Annotated in this window: 16 protein-coding genes and 1 pseudogene; 7 read left to right on the top strand and 10 right to left on the bottom strand. The window is 71.3% G+C overall.

The genetic code is table 11. The features are described 5' to 3' along the window. Positions 1-68: 68 nt before the first annotated feature. Entirely contained in the window at positions 69-1,034 is a 966-nt protein-coding gene (locus OG734_RS03955; RefSeq protein ID WP_330286065.1) for a pirin family protein, read from the bottom strand. 167 nt (positions 1,035-1,201) lie between these two features. On the opposite strand from OG734_RS03955, the pseudogene OG734_RS03950 reads away from it, so the two are divergent. Then, a pseudogene (locus tag OG734_RS03950) lies at positions 1,202-1,905 on the top strand (carboxylesterase family protein). 28 nt (positions 1,906-1,933) lie between these two features. On the opposite strand, the gene OG734_RS03945 reads toward OG734_RS03950, so the two are convergent. The 4 genes from OG734_RS03945 to OG734_RS03930 form a co-directional block, all read right to left on the bottom strand. Beyond that, entirely contained in the window at positions 1,934-2,710 is a 777-nt protein-coding gene (locus OG734_RS03945; RefSeq protein ID WP_330286064.1) for an SDR family NAD(P)-dependent oxidoreductase, read from the bottom strand. After that, a complete protein-coding gene (locus OG734_RS03940) occupies positions 2,707-3,939 on the bottom strand; it encodes an amino acid deaminase/aldolase (RefSeq protein ID WP_330286063.1) in 1,233 nt (410 codons plus the stop codon). The genes OG734_RS03945 and OG734_RS03940 overlap by 4 nt, the downstream gene beginning before the upstream one ends. Then, positions 3,936-4,766, bottom strand: a complete 831-nt coding sequence (locus OG734_RS03935) for an SDR family NAD(P)-dependent oxidoreductase (RefSeq protein WP_330286062.1) — start codon at positions 4,764-4,766, stop codon at positions 3,936-3,938. Before OG734_RS03935 ends, OG734_RS03940 begins: the two co-directional genes overlap by 4 nt. Positions 4,767-4,873: 107 nt before the next feature. After that, positions 4,874-5,866: an SMP-30/gluconolactonase/LRE family protein gene (locus OG734_RS03930; protein ID WP_330286061.1), complete on the bottom strand. Its 993-nt coding sequence runs from the start codon at positions 5,864-5,866 to the stop codon at positions 4,874-4,876. Between the two features lie 173 nt (positions 5,867-6,039). Between OG734_RS03930 and OG734_RS03925 the strand changes: the two genes are divergently transcribed. The 6 genes from OG734_RS03925 to OG734_RS03900 all read left to right on the top strand — a co-directional run bounded on the left by OG734_RS03925 (position 6,040) and on the right by OG734_RS03900 (position 11,833). Then, positions 6,040-6,633: a TetR/AcrR family transcriptional regulator gene (locus OG734_RS03925; RefSeq protein ID WP_330293555.1), complete on the top strand. Its 594-nt coding sequence runs from the start codon at positions 6,040-6,042 to the stop codon at positions 6,631-6,633. A 37-nt stretch (positions 6,634-6,670) separates the two neighbouring features. Next, entirely contained in the window at positions 6,671-7,828 is a 1,158-nt protein-coding gene (locus tag OG734_RS03920) for an alpha-hydroxy-acid oxidizing protein (protein ID WP_330286060.1), read from the top strand. Between the two features lie 156 nt (positions 7,829-7,984). After that, on the top strand, positions 7,985-9,133 hold the full coding sequence (locus OG734_RS03915; protein WP_330286059.1) for an ABC transporter substrate-binding protein: 1,149 nt from the start codon (positions 7,985-7,987) through the stop codon (positions 9,131-9,133). Positions 9,134-9,322: 189 nt separating this feature from the next. Further along, entirely contained in the window at positions 9,323-10,609 is a 1,287-nt protein-coding gene (locus OG734_RS03910; RefSeq protein ID WP_330286058.1) for a sensor histidine kinase, read from the top strand. Next, a complete protein-coding gene (locus OG734_RS03905; protein WP_330286057.1) occupies positions 10,606-11,277 on the top strand; it encodes a response regulator transcription factor in 672 nt (223 codons plus the stop codon). The genes OG734_RS03910 and OG734_RS03905 overlap by 4 nt, the downstream gene beginning before the upstream one ends. 190 nt (positions 11,278-11,467) lie before the next feature. After that, positions 11,468-11,833, top strand: a complete 366-nt coding sequence (locus OG734_RS03900) for a cupin domain-containing protein (protein WP_330286056.1) — start codon at positions 11,468-11,470, stop codon at positions 11,831-11,833. Positions 11,834-11,841: 8 nt separating this feature from the next. Here OG734_RS03900 and OG734_RS03895 read toward each other — a convergent pair whose 3' ends face one another. The 5 genes from OG734_RS03895 to OG734_RS03875 all read right to left on the bottom strand — a co-directional run bounded on the left by OG734_RS03895 (position 11,842) and on the right by OG734_RS03875 (position 17,618). Beyond that, positions 11,842-13,221, bottom strand: coding sequence for a vWA domain-containing protein (locus OG734_RS03895; protein WP_330286055.1), 1,380 nt, complete (start codon positions 13,219-13,221; stop codon positions 11,842-11,844). 315 nt (positions 13,222-13,536) lie between these two features. Beyond that, positions 13,537-14,394 carry an AAA family ATPase gene (locus OG734_RS03890; RefSeq protein ID WP_330286054.1) on the bottom strand — a complete coding sequence of 286 codons (858 nt, stop codon included), beginning with the start codon at positions 14,392-14,394 and terminating at the stop codon, positions 13,537-13,539. Positions 14,395-14,737: 343 nt separating this feature from the next. Beyond that, complete coding sequence (locus OG734_RS03885; RefSeq protein ID WP_330286053.1) at positions 14,738-15,391, bottom strand: LutC/YkgG family protein; 654 nt, start codon at positions 15,389-15,391, stop codon at positions 14,738-14,740. Beyond that, positions 15,388-16,866 (bottom strand): LutB/LldF family L-lactate oxidation iron-sulfur protein, encoded by a 1,479-nt coding sequence (locus tag OG734_RS03880; RefSeq protein WP_330286052.1) that lies wholly within the window; start codon positions 16,864-16,866, stop codon positions 15,388-15,390. The genes OG734_RS03885 and OG734_RS03880 overlap by 4 nt, the downstream gene beginning before the upstream one ends. Beyond that, positions 16,863-17,618: a (Fe-S)-binding protein gene (locus tag OG734_RS03875; RefSeq protein WP_330286051.1), complete on the bottom strand. Its 756-nt coding sequence runs from the start codon at positions 17,616-17,618 to the stop codon at positions 16,863-16,865. Before OG734_RS03875 ends, OG734_RS03880 begins: the two co-directional genes overlap by 4 nt. Between the last annotated feature and the right edge of the window lie 23 nt (positions 17,619-17,641).

The following is a 17,641-nucleotide window of genomic DNA, read 5'->3' as shown; positions in this document are numbered from 1 at the left end:
TCCTGGTAGCTGGACAAGCTGACCACCGGTCCCGGATGCCCGGGACCGCCAGCTCGGATTTCCCCTGGTCAGCGCACTCTTCCCCGTGGCTTCAGCGGCGTCTCGGGCAGAGTTGGTGCGCGGAGCGGGGCACCGTCGTAGCCCTTCACCTCGCCGAAACGGGTCCCCTTCGCCCAGTCCTCACGGGCCTGTACGATCTCTTCTTGAGACCGGCCGACGAAGTTCCACCACATGATCAGCTCCTCCTCGAACGGCTCACCGCCCAGGAGCATCACGCTCGCGTCGGACGCGGCGCGCAGCGGGAGTTCGGCGCGGCCGCAGCCGAGGTAGAGCATCGAGCCCGGCTGCACCGGCACCCCGTCGACGTGCACCTCCCCGGACATCGCCAGCACCCCGTACTCGAAGTCGGGCACGAGCGGCAGGCGTACGTCGGCGTCGGCGGTGAGTGCCAGATCGGCGCCGACGATCGGGGTGTACGTCGTGCCGGGCGAGGTCGCGCCGTCGAGGTCGCCGAGGATCACGGTCGCCGTCACGCCGGGGGCCGTGACCGTGGGCAGACCGGAGTGGTGTTCGAAGTGGGGGTCGGTGTGCCGGTGACTGTCCGGCAGGGCGACCCACAGCTGCGCCCCGTGCAGGAACCGCGCGTGGGATCTGGGGCTCTCCTCGGAGTGGCTGATGGCTCGGCCGGAGGTCATGAGGCCCAGTTCGCGGGGGCGGATCGTCTGGAGGCTGCCGGTCGAGTCGCGGTGCAGCACTTCGCCCTCGTGCAGCCAGCTCACCGTCTGGAGGCCCATGTGGGGGTGCGGCGGCACCTGCATGCCGGGCTCGTCGGCGATGTCGTCCGGCCCGTAGTGGTCGACGAAGGCCCACGCGCCGATCATGCGCCGGCCGAGGTTCGGCAGCAGCCGCCGTACCTCGGTGCCCTCGCCGAGTTTTACGCGCCGAGGGCTCAGCAGTTCACGCACGGGTTCGGCGACGACGAATCCGCGGCCGCCACAGACGCTGGGGACGGGCGCGCGGTCAAGGTTGCTCATGGCGCACAACCTAGTCGGGGGCGCACGCCCGTGCGGAGGGGGAGGTGCGCGTCGAGCTCACGCGCGGAGCCCCTGCTCCCCGAACGTTGTTCGTCTAGTGAAAGGTAGTTCGCCTCGGTTACGGTGTCTCGGGCCGCCAAGGGCAGACGTTTCCCGAGGTGTCATCGATGGGTACAGGCGAGTTTCCCGAGGTCACAACGGTGGCGGGCGCGGTCCGTGGGCGTCGTGAGGGCGGCCTCTCGGTGTTCCGCGGGATTCCGTTCGCGCAGCCGCCGGTCGGGGAGCTGCGCTTCGCGGCGCCGCGGCCGGCGGACCGCTGGGACGGCGTGCGGGAGGCCTTCGCGTTCGGGCCGCCTCCTCCGCAGGAAATAATGATGGGCCCCGAGGATGCACCCGCCGGGGGCGACTGGCTGACCGTCAACGTCTGGACGCCCGACGCGGATCCGGCGGCGCGTCGACCGGTGATGGTGTGGATCTACGGCGGCGCCTACAAGTTCGGCTCCGCCGACGACCCGCCCACGTGTACGAGCTGACCTGGGCAACCCCGGTGAACGGCGGCGCCCTGGGCGCCTGTCACGGCCTGGACGTGCCGCTCACCTTCGGTGCCCTCGGCGACGCCGGCGGCGGTCTCGGCGGCATGCTGATGGGGCCCACGCCGCTGCCCGAGGCCGAGGCACTCTCCGCCCGCTTCCGCTCCGCCTGGACCTCCTTCACCGCCACGGGCGACCCGGGCCGGCCCGCGTACGACACCGAACAGTGTCTCGTCCAGCTCCTCGACGCCGAACCGGCCGTCGCCGCCTACCCGGAGGAGGCCTCCCGTCGTCTGTGGCAGGGGCACACGTTCGGCGTGCTGCCCCTGACCACGGCCTGACGGATCGGCGGTCCTTGACGGAGGACCGCTATCGCGCGGCCAGCAGCCGCAGCACCCGGTCGGAGACCGGCGCGGGCAGGGCACGCAGCGTGCGGACCAACGCCGTTGTCTGCCAGGGGAAACACGCCTGCGCCGGTTCCCGCTCCAGGGCGCGTACGACGTACCGGGCCGCGCGCTCCTGGCTGACCTGGAAGGGCTTGGGCAGGCCGTCCGCGTCGACCCGGTCCGTGCCCACGAAGCCCGGGTGGATCGAGGTGAACCGGATGCCGCTGGGCGCCAGTTCGACGCGCGCCGAGTCGATGAGGGTGCGCACGGCGGCCTTGGCCGCCGAGTACGGGCCCTGGCGGGGGATGCCCATCAGCCCGGCCAGCGAGTTGGTGTGGGCGATCAGTCCGCCGTCCGGCTGCTCGCCCAACTGCCGGATCAGTGGGACCAGATAGTTGACGACGACGTCATAGTTCAACGCCATGATCCGTGCGACGTCCGCCGTGCTCACCCGGTCCATGGCCATGTCCGGCCCCTGACCGGCGTTGAGCAGCGCGATGTCGACGGTGCCGTACTCCGCGACGGCTGCCGCCACGACCCCGGCCGCCGCCTCCGGGTCCAGGGCGTCGGCGGCGAGGTCGAGGCAGGCGCTGCCGGCGGCCCGTACCTCCTTGGCCACGGCGGCCAGTTCGGGGGCGCGCCGGGCCGTGAGGACGAGCCGGTTGCCCGCCGGGGCGAGTTGCCGGGCGACGGCCGCCCCGATGCCGGAGGAGGCGCCGACGATCAGGACCGTCCGGCCGGTGAGGGAAGTGGCGGTCACAGGAAGTGGCGGCCCTCACCGCGGTAGGTGGGCACGGTGTCGACCACCGCGCCGTCGCTGACCAGGTGCAGGTCGCCGATCCGCTCGCACAGTTCACCGGCCTTGGCGTGCCGCAGCCACACCCGGTCCCCGACGTTCAGAACGCTCGCGGCCTTGCCCACCAGCGGGGTCTGCACCTCTCCGAACGACTCGGTGGCGGTGACGCGCAGCCCCGGAGGCCAGGCCAGGGTGGGCAGCCGGTCCTTGCCGAGCGGCCCGGACGCCACCCAGCCACCGCCGAGGAGCGTCGCGACCGACGACGAGGGGCGGCGTACGACGGGCAGCACGAAGTAGGCCGCCGGGACGGGCCGGAAGGCTCGGTAGAAGTCGAACAGCCCCGGACCGTACAGGCCGGAGCCCGCCGCGAGTTCCGTGACGGAGTCCTCGCGGGTCGTGGTCTCCAGGCTGCCCGTACCGCCGCCGTTGACGAACCGCAGCGGTGTCACGGCCTGTACAGCCGCGACCGCCGCTGCCCGGCGGTGGCTCAGTTCCTCGACGGAGGAACGCTGCATCGCCCGCACGACGGCCCGCTTGAGCACATTGCCGGGCACGTTGTCACCGAGACCGGCGACCTGACCCTCGTACCCCATGATGCCCGTCAGCTCGAAGCCCGGCCGGGACGCGACCTCGCGTGCGAACGCCGCCGCCTCCTGCGGGGTGTACACCGGGGATCTGCGCGGCCCCAGATGGATACGGCCGCCCGCCAGGCGCAGGGCCGCGTCCAGTTCGAGGCAGAGGCGGATCCGGGTCTCGCGGGGGCCGGTCGCGGCGTCGATCAGGTCGAGGTGCTCGACGCAGTCGACCATCAGGGTGATCCGGGACGCGAGCCGCTCGTCGGCGGCAAGGCGGCGCAGCGCCGTGCGGTCGGCGGTCGGGTAGCCGACGACGATGTCGTCGAACTCCTCGGCCAGCCACAGGGCTTCGGGCAGGGTGAAGCCGAGGATGCCGTCGAATCCCGGGCGGTCCAGGGCGCGCCGGATGAGGGCGCGGGAGCGCAGCGACTTGCTGGCCAGCCGGATCGGCTTGCCGCCCGCGCGGCGTTCCAGGTCCCGGGCGTTGGCGTCGAAGGCGTCCAGGTCGATGACGCCGAAGGGCGGTTCGAGGCCGGCGGTCGCCGCCCGCAGCCGGTCGAAATGGCTCTGGGCCATCGGATCCGAACCGACTCTGGGAGTGGTGGTGTCGAGGGTCATCGGTTGGTTTCTCCTTGCTCGGGTACTGCCGCGGGCGCCGGGACGAGGCCCGTGCTGCGGCGCTTGGCCATGGCCGCCACCTTGGGGATCACGAAGCGCATCAGCCGGGGGAACACACCGGCGACCCGCTGCACGCGTCCACCGATGGCGGGGTGGACGACTTCGACCGGCTTCTTCGCGATGGCGTCGACGATCACCGAGGCGACTTTCTCGGGGGTGAGCGGCTTCTCGGCGAAGGTGATCACCGCGCTGGGGTCGGCCATCTCCTGCTCCAGCATGGGGGTCCGGGTGCCGGGCGGATGGACGATGCTGAAGGTCACGGGCCCGTCCCGTTCCTCGATGGCCACACTGTGGTGGAAGGCGCGCAGCCCGTGCTTGGTCGCGCCGTAGGTGGTGTAGCCGGGCAGCGGCAGGAACGAGCTCATGCTGCACACGGTGACGATGTGCCCGTGGCCCTGTGCCCGCATCCGGGACAGGGCGGCCAGCATGCCGTAGATCGGGCCGAGCAGGTTCACCTCGACCATGTGCCGGTGCTCGGCTGGCGACAACTGGCGTGCGTACCCGGTGTGGATGATCCCCGCGTTGTTGACGAGCACGTCGACCGGGCCCAGTTGATCGGCCACGGCGTCGAAGGCCGCCTCCCACGCGTCCTCGTCGCGGATGTCCAGATCGAACGCGCGGGCGGCGGGCCCGAGTTGACCGGCGATGCGGGTCGCACCGGCCAGGTCGATGTCGGCGAGGGCGACCAGGTGGCCCCGGCGCACCGCCTCACGCGCGGTCGCCGCGCCGATGCCGCTCGCGGCACCGGTGATCAGGACGACGCTCACCGCGGACTCCCGCCGCGAGCGCCGGCGCACGGGGGCGGTGCACCGTCCGTTCGATGTCCGTTCATGGTAACTCCGGGGAAAATAGGCCGAGTTGACGAGGGTCGCGCTTATGACGGCAGGACGTACGCCTCCAGCCGTGACCCGCCCAGCCCGGCCGCAGCCACCGGGTCGTCGGTCGGTGTGGTGGCCGCGTACAGGGTGTTGCCGTCGGGTCCGGCGACCAGGCAGCTCAGGGTGCGCTGACTGGTGGCGACGCGGTCCAGGATCGCGCCGCCGGGGCCGACCCGGACGCACTCGCCGCGCAGCGCGTTGGCGACCCACGCCGTGCCGCCTGGGCCCGGGGCGATGCCGTCGGGGGCGATGGGGCTGGCGGAGCGCTCGGCGATCGCCTGGTGATCGAGGAGGGCGGAGACGCGCCGGGTGATCCGGCCGAGCAGCCCGGGGTGGTTGAGGGACTTCCACAAGGCGGACGGGATCAGCGGAGCCCAGGGCCGGGGTGGGCCCAGTCGCCCGTCGGGCAGTACAGGGAGTGCGGTGAGGCACATCGCCAGGGTCTCGGCGACGAGCAGGATGGGCCCCTCGTCCGTGCCCTGACCGTCGTCGAGGAGGAACAGGCCGTTCGGGAACACCAACGGCTCGCTCAGGCCGAGCAGTTCGCCCGTGGGGGAGAAGCAGGCGAGGGGTGTCCTGGGTGGTCCCGGCGGGACGTAGAGCATCGAGTTGGGCTGCCGGCGGACGAAGCCGTGGTAGTCGAAGCCGAAGTTGCCCACGTAGGCGCGACCCTGCCGGTCGACGAACATGTCGTTGACGGGGCCCCCGGCGATGTCCTTGAGGTCGGCGTGCACGACCAGGGAGCCGTCCGGCTCCCGCCGGTACACACAGTGCCCGTCCATGGAGACGACCAGCATCCGCCCGTCGGGCAGCCAGCCGAGGCCTCCCGCCCGGCCGGGGACCTCCGTGACCGTCTCCGGCTCGCCCCGGGTGTCCCAGCGATGCACCGTCCCGTGGGCGAGGTCGCAGAACCACAGGGCGCCGTCGTGCCAGCGCAGCGACTCCAGGACGCCGAATCCGTCCAGAACGACTGTGGCCCTCGCTCGCACCCCTGCCTCCTGAGGCTGCTCATGCCGACGTTCGGTTCAGGCTACGGTGGCCCAAACGGGAGAAGTAAGTCAAGTGTCCTGGACGGCTGACTTACTTTTCTTCGGCCGGTTGGTTATCCTGACGGGCGAACCCACAGGTGAGACCGGTGCGGAGAGGAGAACGCGTGCCCCGCATGGCGGCGAGCGACCGGAGAGCGGAGCTCCTTGAGGCGGCGATCCGTGTCATGGCACGCGACGGCGTGGCGAAGGCGACCACCCGCGCGGTCGTCACCGAGGCGGGCATGACCCTCGGGGCCTTCCACTACTGCTTCGAGTCCAGGGCGCAACTGCTCGAACTCGTCACCGAGACCCTCACCGAGCGGTACGTCGCCGAGGTCCGCGGCCTGTTCGCCCCGCACAAGGACATCCGCGACAGCGTCCTCGACAGCCTGCACGCGTTCTGGAAGGGCTTCGAGGCCAACCCCGGCGAGCACCAGATCAGTTACGAGCTCACCCAGTACGCGCTGCGCAATCCCGGCTTCGAGGACGTCGCCAAGAAGCAGTACGAGATCTTCCTGCGCGCCTTCGTCGGCCTGCTCGAACTGGCTGCGGACAACGCCGGAATCGAGTGGACCCAACCCGTACCGGTGCTCGCACGGTACGTCCATTCGATGATCGACGGCCTCAACATGACCTGGCTCGTCGACCGCAACACCGCAGACAGCCAGGCCGCGTTGGAGCTGCTCGCCGATCACCTTCTTCTGCACGCCCGGCCACGAGCAGCCTGAGTCGCGAGCCGCTTGACCTGAGCGAAAGGGTGTCCGCATGGCGTTCGCCGACTACCAGAACGAGATCTATCTGAACGGGCTGGGCGGTGTGCTGCCCGCCTTCCCCATGGAGTTCGCCGAGTTGGCGGAGCGGGCCCGGGCCGCGCTGCCGCCGTCCGTCTGGTCCTACGTCGCCGGGGGCGCCGGCGACGAGCACACCCAGCGGGCCAACGTCGCCGCCTTCGCCCGCTGGGGCCTGATCCCGCGCATGTTCGTCGGTGCCTCCGAACGCGACCTGACCGTCGAGCTGTTCGGCACGACACTCCCGTCGCCGGTGTTCCTCGCCCCGATCGGTGTCATCGGACTGTGCGCCCAGGACGGACACGGCGACCTGGCCACGGCCCGCGCCGCCGCCCGTACCGGAGTCCCGATGGTCGCCTCCACCCTGTCCGTCGACCCGCTGGAGGACGTGGCCGCCGAACTCGGCGACACCCCCGGCTTCTTCCAGCTCTACACCCCGACCGACCGGAACATCGCCGAGAGCCTCGTCCACCGCGCGAAGCAGGCCGGATACCGGGGCATTGTCGTCACCCTCGACACCTGGATCACAGGCTGGCGCCCGAGGGACCTCGCGACCGCCAACTTCCCCCAGCTGCGCGGCCACTGCCTGGCCAACTACACGAGCGACCCGGCCTTCCACGCCGCCCTCGCCCGACCGCCCGAGGAGGACCCGCAGGCCGCGATCCTCCACTGGACCCAGGTCTTCGGCAACCCGCTCACCTGGGACGACCTGGGCTGGCTGCGCTCACTGACCGACCTCCCCCTGATCGTGAAGGGCATCTGCCACCCCGAGGACGCGCGCCGTGCCCGCGACGCCGGCGTGGACGGCATCTACTGCTCCAACCACGGCGGGCGCCAGGCCAACGGCGGCCTCCCCGCCCTCAACTGCCTGCCCGCCGTCGTCGAGGCGGCCGGCGAACTGCCGGTCCTCTTCGACTCCGGCGTCCGCAGCGGCGCCGACATCGTCAAGGCCCTCGCCCTGGGCGCGACAGCGGTCGGCATCGGCCGCCCGTACGCCTACGGCTGTGCCCTCGGAGGCACGGACGGCATCGTCCACGTCCTGCGCGCCCTGCTCGCCGAAGCGGACCTGATCATGGCCGTCGACGGCTACCCGGCCCTCAAGGACCTTGTCCCCGAGACGCTTCAGGCCGTCTGAAGGCCGTCTGACCGCCCGGGCACCCCGTTCAACCGATCGGTTGAACGGGGATTCGTCCCGCTGCCCTGCACCCCGCTCCGTACAGCCGACGCGAAGACCCTCTCGCTCGCGTCAGGATCGAATCCCCAGCAGACCCCCCATCGAGAGGCCCCCAGAGTGTCCAGTTTCCTCAGCCGTCGCCGTGTACTCGCCACCGGAGCCGGAGCGGCCCTGGGTGTCGGCGCGCTCGGTGCCACCGGGACCCCCGCCGCCGCGGCCTCGTCCACCGGGTCACGTTCGACCACGGGCGCCGAGGAGACGCGGACGCTCGACGAGCTGTACCAGGCGGCGCTGGCCGAGGGCGGCAAACTCGTCATCTACGCGGGCGGCGACGTCGACAGCCAGGGCAACGGCATCCGCGCGGGCTTCGCGGCCCGCTTCCCGGAGATCGACCTCAAGGTCGTCGTGGACTACAGCAAGTACCACGACGTCCGCGTCGACAACCAGTTCGCGACGGACACCCTCGTCCCGGACGTCGTGCAGCTCCAGACCCTCCAGGACTTCACCCGCTGGAAGGGACAGGGCCGCCTGCTGCAGTACAAGCCCGCAGGCTTCTCCAAGGTGTACGACGGCCTCAAGGACCCGCACGGCGCCTGGACCGCCATCGCGGTCATCGGCTTCAGCTACTCGTACAACGTCGCAGGGGTCGGCGCCGACGTCCCGAAGTCCCCGCTCGACCTGATCGACCCGAAGTGGAAAGGACAGATCGCGTCGTCCTACCCGCACGACGACGACGCGGTCCTCTACCTCTTCAAGCTGTACGTCGACCACTACGGCTGGGACTGGGCCGCCAGGTTCGCCGCCCAGGACGTCCGGTTCGCCCGTGGCAGCCACACGCCCGGGCAGGCCGTCTCCGGCGGACAGAAGGCGCTCGGCGTCGGCGGCTCGGGCTCGCTCGTGGCGCCGTCCACGGCACCCTCGCGGTGGGCCGTCGCCGAGGGGCACCCGTTCATGGCGTGGGGCCAGCGGGCCGCGATCCTCAAGCAGGGCCGGAACACCACGGCCGCCAAGCTCTACCTCAACTGGCAGCTCTCCACCGCCCAGCAGCAGGGCGCCTTCAACGGCTGGTCGGTACGGACGGACATCACCCCCGCCGGTGGCCTGAAGCCCATCTGGAAGTACCCGAACGCGAACCTCGACGGCTTCCCCCGCTTCATGGCCGACCGTGCGCAGATCGAGCGCTGGAAGCAGACCTTCGCCCTGTACTTCGGCGAGGTCAAGGGCGACCCGACCCCGGGCGTGCTGGGTCTGCACCCCGGCGCATAGCTCCGTTGGTCGGGCGGTGCGTCGGCCGCGGGCCGGTGGGGGCTGGTCGCGCAGTTCCCCGCGCCCCCTCACGGGGGCGCGGTCACGCACCGATCGGCAGTCCCACCCGTCTCTTCACATCGGTCATACAGACGGTCGATAGACTCTGGGCCCTGTCCGATTGGATCAGTCTGCCCAAGGGGATCTGCCGTGCCCGATCGTGTCCCCGTCCGTACGCAGTTGAGGGCTCGCGGCGGGCGGCTCACGCTGGAACACGTGTCGCATCTGGCGTTCTTCGTCATCGTGGCGTCCGCGCTGCTGCAACTCGCCCGGCTCAACAGCGAGTTGTGCTGGTACATCGCGACCGTCAGCGGGTTGCTCGCGTTCGTCTACACGGGCGGCGTGATGCTGTGGGACCGGCTCGGGACGGTCGGGCGGGCGACCTGGATTCCGCTGCTCCTCGCACTGTGGGGCCTCCTCCTCTACCTCGTCCCGGCCGCGCTGACCTCCGCCTTCGTATGGTGCGCGCTGCCGCTGGCGTGTGCCGCGCAGCGCGTGCTCGGCCGCCGGTCCGCGACCGCGGCGCTCGCCCTGATCACCGCTGTCCTCGTCACGGCGCTGGTCGGGGCCGACGGCCGGTTCGTGATCGACAGCGTGCTGGTGCCCGTGGCGGCCGTCTGGGGCACCGTCGCCCTCTACCGCGCCCAGCAACGGGACGCCGAGGCGCGTCGGCGTCTCGTCGAGGAGCTGCGCGACACACGTGACCTCGTCGCCCGGCAGCAGCGCCGGGCGGGTGTGCTGGCGGAGCGGACGCGGATCGCCCGCGATCTGCACGACACCCTCGCCCAGGAACTCGCCGGCGGGCTGATGCTGCTCCAGGCTGCCGACCGCGACTGGGACGACCGGCCAGACGTGGCCCGTACTCGCGTGCGAGCGGTCGCCGACGGACTGGGCACCAACCTCACCGAAACCCGCCGCATGATCGGGGACCTCACCCCGTCCGCCGTCGCCGAGACCGGCCTCGAAGGCGCGCTGCGCGTCCTGTGCGCGCGCTCGCAGGCCGACGGGACCGCGGCCCGGGTGCGGTTCCGGTCGGTGGGCGACTCCCAGCCCGCCCTCGACGAACACGCCGCCACCACCCTGTTCCGCATCGCGCAGAGCACACTCGCGAACGTCCGCGAACACGCCCACGCGGCGAACGTGCAGGTCACCCTCAGTCGGCAGCGGCCGGACCGAGTGGACCTCGAAGTCAGCGACGACGGGGTCGGGTTCGACTCCGCCGAGGTCTTCGCACGTACGTCTCAGCGGCCGGGCCGCGGTTTCGGGCTGCCCGCGGCGCGGGCCAGGCTGCGTGAGTACGGCGGTGACCTCGACGTCAGCGGCGCGCCGGGCCGAGGCACCCGGATCAGGGCCACTGTCTGCGCGCGGTCCCGGCAGCAGCCCGCCGCCGGGCCCCTCGTCCCCGCCGAGTCCGTCCCCACGGCGAACGCCCGATGACCACGGCCCCGCCCGGCGCGGCCGAGCCGCTGCGCGTCGTGCTCGCGGACGACCACGCCGTCGTACGGGCCGGTCTGCGCGCGCTCCTGGAGGGCGAACCCGACCTCGATGTGATCGCCGAGGCCGGCAGCGGTGAGGAGGCTGTCGGACTGGTCGCCCGGCTGCTTCCCGATGTCGCGCTGATGGACCTCCGGTTCGGGGGCACTGGGCGTGCGGGTGGGATCGACGGAATCGAGGCGATCCGCCGGCTGGCCGCCGAGGCGCCCGGTGTGGCGGTGGTGATGCTGACCAGCTCTGCCGGACGGGCCGATGTCGTACGGGCGTTGGAGGCCGGCGCCCGGGGCTATGTACTCAAGGCCGGGCCGCCCGAGGAGCTGTTCCGTGCGGTGCGCGGGGCCGCCGCCGGGGCGCTGGGGCTGGCACCGGAGATCGTCGGGGAACTCGTCGGCCAAGTGGTCAGCCCCGAGCAGGAGTTGAGCGGGCGCGAGATCGAGGTCGTACGGCTGATGGCCGAGGGGCTCAGCAACCGGGCCATCGCCGGGGCACTGTTCCTGAGCGAGGCCACGATCAAGACACATCTCGTGCGCGTCTACCGCAAGCTCAAGGTCGACAACAGGGCGGCGGCGGTCTCGGAGGCCGTGCGCCGGGGCCTGCTCGAACTGACCTGACATGGACGGGATGCGTGATCCGTAGTCCTGGAGTTCGTCCAGGCGGGCGCGGACGCTCGCATGGATCCGGACGAGCGGGGGCAGCCGGCTGACACCAGAGGTCCCTCGGATGGCGGCCCCGGCTCGACGGGCGGACGATGGAAGGGAAGGGGGGTCCGAAAGCCATGGAGGGGGATAGGAGGCAGCAGACATGCTGGAGATCAAGACGGTCGAGAAGCCGGACGAGCGGCGTGATTTCCCCCGGGGACACCTCGAAGCCGTACACATGACCGGCCTCGACTTCGCCGTGGGAACCTTCGAGCCGGGCTGGCGCTGGTCCGAGTCCGTCGGGCCCATCGTGGGCACGAAGAGTTGCGAGATCCACCACAACGGTTACGTCGTCCAGGGCCGGATGCGCATCCGCATGGATGACGGCGGCGAGAGCGAAGTGGGCCCCGGCGATGTCTTCGTGTGTCCGGCCGGGCACGACGCGTGGGTCGTCGGCGACGAGCAGGTCATCGTCCACGACTTCGCGGGAGGCATGGCACAGGAGTACGCGAAGGCACCTGGAAGCTGACTGCCGGCTCACACCGGGAGCAACCGGGTGATCAGCGCGCCGAGTTGGAGTGCGTTGCGGCACTCGCGCATCTCCACCAGCTCGGCGTAGGCGGGCGCCGCGGAGTCGCCCGTACCCCACTGGGACCGTCCCTCGGGGTTCAACCAGTAGACACGGCGGGCCCGTTCGGTCAGGTGTCGTACGGCGGGCAGATTCGGGTCGCTCATGTTCGTGCGGGCGTCACCGAGCACGAACACGGTCGTACGCGGGCCGATCGCGTCCGCGTACCGCTGCGTGAACTCGCCCAGGGCGACGCCGTAGTCGCTGCTGCCGTGCCAGCCCGTCAGAGTCGCCTCCGCGCGAATGCGGGCGCCCAGCCCCTCGGCGTCGGAGGCGCCGTGCACGAGCAGGCCGGTCACCTCGTCGACCCGGTTGACGAAGGCGAACACGCGGACCTTGCTGAACTGGTCGTGCAGTGCCTGCACCAGCAGCATCGTGAAGTCGGAGAAGCCGGCCACCGAGCCCGACACATCGCACAGCAGCACCAGTTCGGGCCGGGCGGGCCGGCGCCTGCGCAGTACGGGCCGCATCGGCACCCCGCCTGTCGACAGCGACGCGCGCACCGTGCGCCGCAGGTCGATCGAGCCGCGGGCGGCCTTACGCCGGCGCGCCGCCAGCCGGGTGGCCAGTTTGCGTGCGAGCGGCTGAACCGTCCTGCGCAGCTCCGCCAGTTGGGTGCGCCCGGCGAGCAGGAAGTCGACCCGGTCGGCGGTCGGCACCACCGCCCGGCGGGCGATCTCGTCCCGGCCGCGCCGCTCGGCGACCCGGCGCCGCGCCTCCGTCCCGACCAGCTGTCTGAACTCCTCGATCCGCCGCCGGATCTCGTCGTCGAGCAGCCGGTCGGCGAACCCCGTGTCCGCGGTCCCCTCGCGGAGGCTCGCCCGCACCCGGGCCAGCAGAGTCTGCGGCCGGAGCCGGTCCAGCGTCTGGTACGACGACCAGCCGTCCGACCCGGGTGCGGAGCCGTATCCGCCGAAACCGTCGACCGCCTCGGCGGCCAACCGGGCAAGCAACGCCTGGTCGTTCGCGGCCAGCGCGGCGGCGAGCCGGTCGCGCAGCTCGTCCCGCTCCGCGGGTTCCGTGCCGGGTGCCCCGACGCCCCGGGGAAAATACAGGTCGAAGACGGGGTCGAACACCGGACGCTGGCCCGTGCCGTGCAGCAGGGTCGCGGCCAGCCCCTCGCGCAGCAACTCCCGGTCAGCGAAGCCGAGTACGGCCACCGCCTGCGCCGCGTCCACGGTCTCCCCGGTGCCGATCCGCACACCGTGCGCACGCAGCGCCCCGACGAGCCCTGTCAGCCGTTCCGCGACACCGGCACCGGAACCGGCGTGTGCCGAGGGCGCGTTCACCTGAGACCTCCGAGGATGCCCCGGCCTTCAGGCCGGTGAGGAATCGGACTCCTGCGAAGCCGGGCGGGGAACGGGGTTTCGCCTTCAGGGCGAAAGACCGCCCACGCGGGCGGGTAGGCTGGTCGCCGTGCGTTGCGAGAACCAAGCGCGTACGTCGTGCTGATCGAGAACCAAGACAGCACATGCACCTCCAAGCTTTGCGGCACAAACCGGGCTGGTTTCAACCCGGCTGGTGTTGATCGTGGAAGACCTGTCGGGTCGCTGACTCGCAGGCGGCGTGAGCCAGGAATCCCACTGCTTCGGCTGGGGGAGGATTCAAATCGCGTCCAGGTCCAACTTGGCGCTCGCCTTGAGGACATCGTCCTGGTGCTTGAGGAGAACGCCCAGGCTGTCCCGTACGACCGTCTCGTCGAGCGTGTCCGCCCCCAGGGCCAGCAGCGTGCGCGCCCAGTCGATGGTCTCGGAGACCGACGGCACCTTCCGCAGGTCCATCGCGCGCAGCGCGCCCACCACCCGCACCACCGACTCGGCCAGCGCCGCGTCGAGCTCCGGCACCTTCAGCCGTACGATCCTGCGTTCCAACTCGGCGTCCGGGAAACCGATGTGGAGGAAGAGGCAGCGGCGGCGCAGGGCCTCGGACAGTTCTCGGCTGGCGTTGGAGGTGAGGACGACGAAGGGACGGCGGGTCGCGGTGATCGTGCCCAGCTCCGGCACGGTGACCTGGAAGTCGGAGAGCACCTCCAGGAGCAGGCCTTCCACCTCGACATCCGCCTTGTCGGTCTCGTCGATCAGCAGCACCTTGGGGTCGTCCCCGCGTATGGCGGTCAGCAGGGGGCGCGGGAGCAGGAACTCCTCGCTGAAGATGTCCGTGCGGGTCGCGTCCCACGTCTCGTCGCGGCCCGCGCTGATACGCAGGAGCTGCTTGGCGTGGTTCCACTCGTACAACGCCCTGGACTCGTCGACGCCCTCGTAGCACTGGAGGCGGATCAGCTCGGCGCCGGCGATCTCGGCGACCGCCTTGGCCAGCTCGGTCTTGCCGACGCCGGCCGGGCCCTCCACCAGAAGCGGTTTGCCGAGACGGTCGGCCAGGAAGACCGTGGTGGCGACGGCGGGGGAGGCCAGGTACCCGGTCTCGGCGAGACGGGCGGATACGTCGTCGACGGATGTGAACAACGGGGCCTCCAGCGCCGGCGTGAACGGGTTCGGACCACTATCTAAGCGCTTGTTCACCGGTTGTGTCACGTGTGAATCCGTACGCCGACACTCCGGAACGGGGCCGACCGCCGAAGCGCCCGGCCCCGCAAGCCGGTCCACGCGGCGAGCGCGACCCGCGGACGGCCGCAGCACCCGCCGGGCCGTGGCCAGGCTCGCCCCCGGCGTCGCCACTCCCGTACGCCTGCTGACCTTGACCAACCGCAGCGTCTCCGAGACAGGGACGCGGAACCCGTATCGCGGGGTGTACTCAGCGACACCCATGCCCGACGGATGGATGGATGGACGGGTCGTCTTCGGCGTCCTACCGATCGGCGGCGCTCACCAGCACCACCTCCAGCGTGCGCGGACCGTGCACCCCCTCGACGCGGTCGAGTTCGATGTCACTGGTCGCGGACGGACCGGAGATCCAGGTCAACGGCCGTGCCGGGTCCAGGCGTTCGAAGGCCTGCGGCACGGAGGAGACGACCTGGTCGGGGACGCGGACGACGCAGATGTGGTGGTCGGGGACCAGGGTGATCCGGCGGCGGCCCTGGTCCGGGCCGCCGTCCAGGACGATGGTGCCGGTCTCGGCGACGGCGAGGGCGCAGGCCGTGACGACGCTGTCGACCCCGTCCAGGTCGTACACGGTGCTCACCGCACGGTCCTCGACCTGGGCGGTGTCCGCGGCCGACAGCCACTCCGGCGGGAGCCCGGGCGGTACGAGCACCGACGCCGAGCCGCGCGCGGCCAGTATCCCGGCGAGCAGCGCCGGGAGCTCGTCTGCGGGGCAGCGGTGCACGATCGCCCGATAGTCCGCCAGGTTCTCGGCCAGGAGTTCGACGGTCTCCTCGACGCTGCGGTTTCCGTGCTCGCGCAGGTAGTCACGGTCGACGGCCTGCTCGTACGGCGTGTCGTCGCGGGGTACGTCGGCGAGTGCGCGCCGTACCCGGCCCAGGATCAGATCGCGGCTGTTCACTTGGTGGTGTCCTTTCCGCCGTCGGTGCGCTGCCACCAGTCGCGGAACGGTTCCGCCGGTACGGGCGGCAGGTCGCGGGTGGCGCTCCAGGCCTTGCCGGGGCCGGGCAAAGTGCGGGGATGGAAACGGCGGGTACGGGAGGCGAGGCGCTGGCCGGTGCGCAGGGCGCCGGGGTGGCTGAACGCCCAGCGGGCGGCGCGCATCGCGGCCCGCTCGGCGGCGTGGCCCTTCGCGGGCTTCAGGACGACCTTGTTGCCCTCCCGGGTGACCGGCCCGCCCTCGACGACGCGCTCGCGCAGGTGCACCAGCACCTCGGGGATGTCGATCGCGACCGGGCAGACCTCGTAGCAGGCCCCGCACAGCGAGGAGGCGTACGGGAGCGAGGCGTCGATCTCGCTTGCGATGCCCCGGAGTTGGGGGCTGAGGATGGCGCCGATGGGGCCGGGGTAGACGGAGCCGTAGGCGTGACCGCCGGCCCGCTCGTACACCGGGCAGACATTCAGGCAGGCGGAGCAGCGGATACAGCGCAGGGCCTGGCGGCCGACCTCGTCGGCGAGGGTGTCGGTGCGGCCGTTGTCGATCAGGACCAGATGGAAGGTCTGCGGGCCGTCGCCGTCCGTGGTGCCGGTCCAGGTCGACGTGTACGGGTTCATGCGCTCGGCGGTCGACGAGCGGGGGAGGGTCTGGAGGAAGACCTCCAGGTCCCGCCAGGTCGGCACGATCTTCTCGATGCCGACGACCGAGATCAGCGTCTCGGGCAGCGTCAGGCACATCCGCCCGTTGCCCTCGGACTCCACCACGACCAGGGTGCCGGTGTCGGCGACCATGAAGTTGGCGCCGGAGACGCCCACCTTGGCGCGGAGGAACTTCTCCCGGAGGTGGAGCCGTGCCGCTTCGGCCAGTTCGGCGGGCGTGTCGGTGAGGCCCTCGGGAGCCGGGCGGCCCCACTCGCTCATCTCGCGCGCGAAGATGTCCCGGATCTCGCCCCGGTTGCGGTGGATCGCCGGGACGAGGATGTGCGAGGGCCGGTCCTTGCCCAACTGCACGATCAGCTCGGCGAGATCCGTCTCGTAGGCCGCGATGCCCTCGGCCTCCAGGGCCTCGTTCAGCCCGATCTCCTGCGTGGCCATCGACTTGACCTTGACGACCTCCGACTCGCCGGTCATCCGCACCAGGTCGATGACGATCCGGTTGGCTTCGTCGGCGTCGGCGGCCCAGTGCACGATGCCACCCGCCGCAGTGACCGACTCCTCCAACTGGACGAGATAGCGGTCGAGATGGCGCAGCGTGTGGTCCTTGATCCGCTTGCCCGCCTCCCGGAGTTCCGCCCAGTCGGCCAGCTCGGCGACGGCTTTCTCCCGCTTGCCGCGGATGGTGTGGGTGGCATGGCGCAGATTGCCGCGCAGGGTCTGGTTGTTGACCGCCTCATGGGCCGCCTTGGGAAAGGCCGGCATCCCGACGAACGTCCCGCTCATGCCAGGGGCTCCTCTTCCGTGCTCGCCAGGATCTCCGCGATGTGCACCGGCCGCATACCGGTGCTGAGCCGGCTCATGGTCCCGCCGATGTGCATGAGACACGAGTTGTCGGCGGCGCACAGCACGTCCGCCCCCGTCGACTCGGCGTTGCGCACCTTGTCGGCGCCCATTGCCGCCGAGACATCGGCGTTCTTCACTGCGAACGTGCCGCCGAAGCCACAGCACTCGTCGGCGCCGGGCAGCTCGCGCAGCTCCAGCCCCTTGACGGCCTGGAGCAGCTTGAACGGCCGGTCGGCCAGCCCCAGACTGCGCAGCCCGTGACACGTCGGGTGATAGGTGACGGTGTGCGGGTAGTAGGCGCCCACGTCCGTCACCCCCAGCACATCCACCAGGAACTCCGTCAGCTCGTACGTCTTGGGGACCACGGGTGCCAGTGTGGCCGCGAGCCCGTCCCCGCGCCCCTCGGCCCGGGCCCGCTCACCCATCCGCGGATACAGCTCCCGCACCATCGCCCCGCACGACCCGGAGGGCGTGACGATCGCCTCGTACCCCCCGAATACATCGGAGAAATGCCGGGCGAGCGGCTCGGCCTCGTGCCGGTACCCGGTGTTGTAGTGGGCCTGCCCGCAGCACGTCTGGGCCATCGGGAAGTCGACCTCGACGCCTAGTCTGGTCAGCAGTTTCACCACGGCGCGGCCCGTGTCCGGATAGAGCGTGTCGTTGACACAGGTCAGGAACAGGGCGACACGCATCGCGGCTCCTCGTGGTTGGTCAT

This window comes from Streptomyces sp. NBC_00576 (assembly GCF_036345175.1).
Classification (GTDB): domain Bacteria; phylum Actinomycetota; class Actinomycetes; order Streptomycetales; family Streptomycetaceae; genus Streptomyces.
Note: the sequence above shows the minus strand (reverse complement) of the source record. Positions and strands in the feature narration are given on the sequence as shown.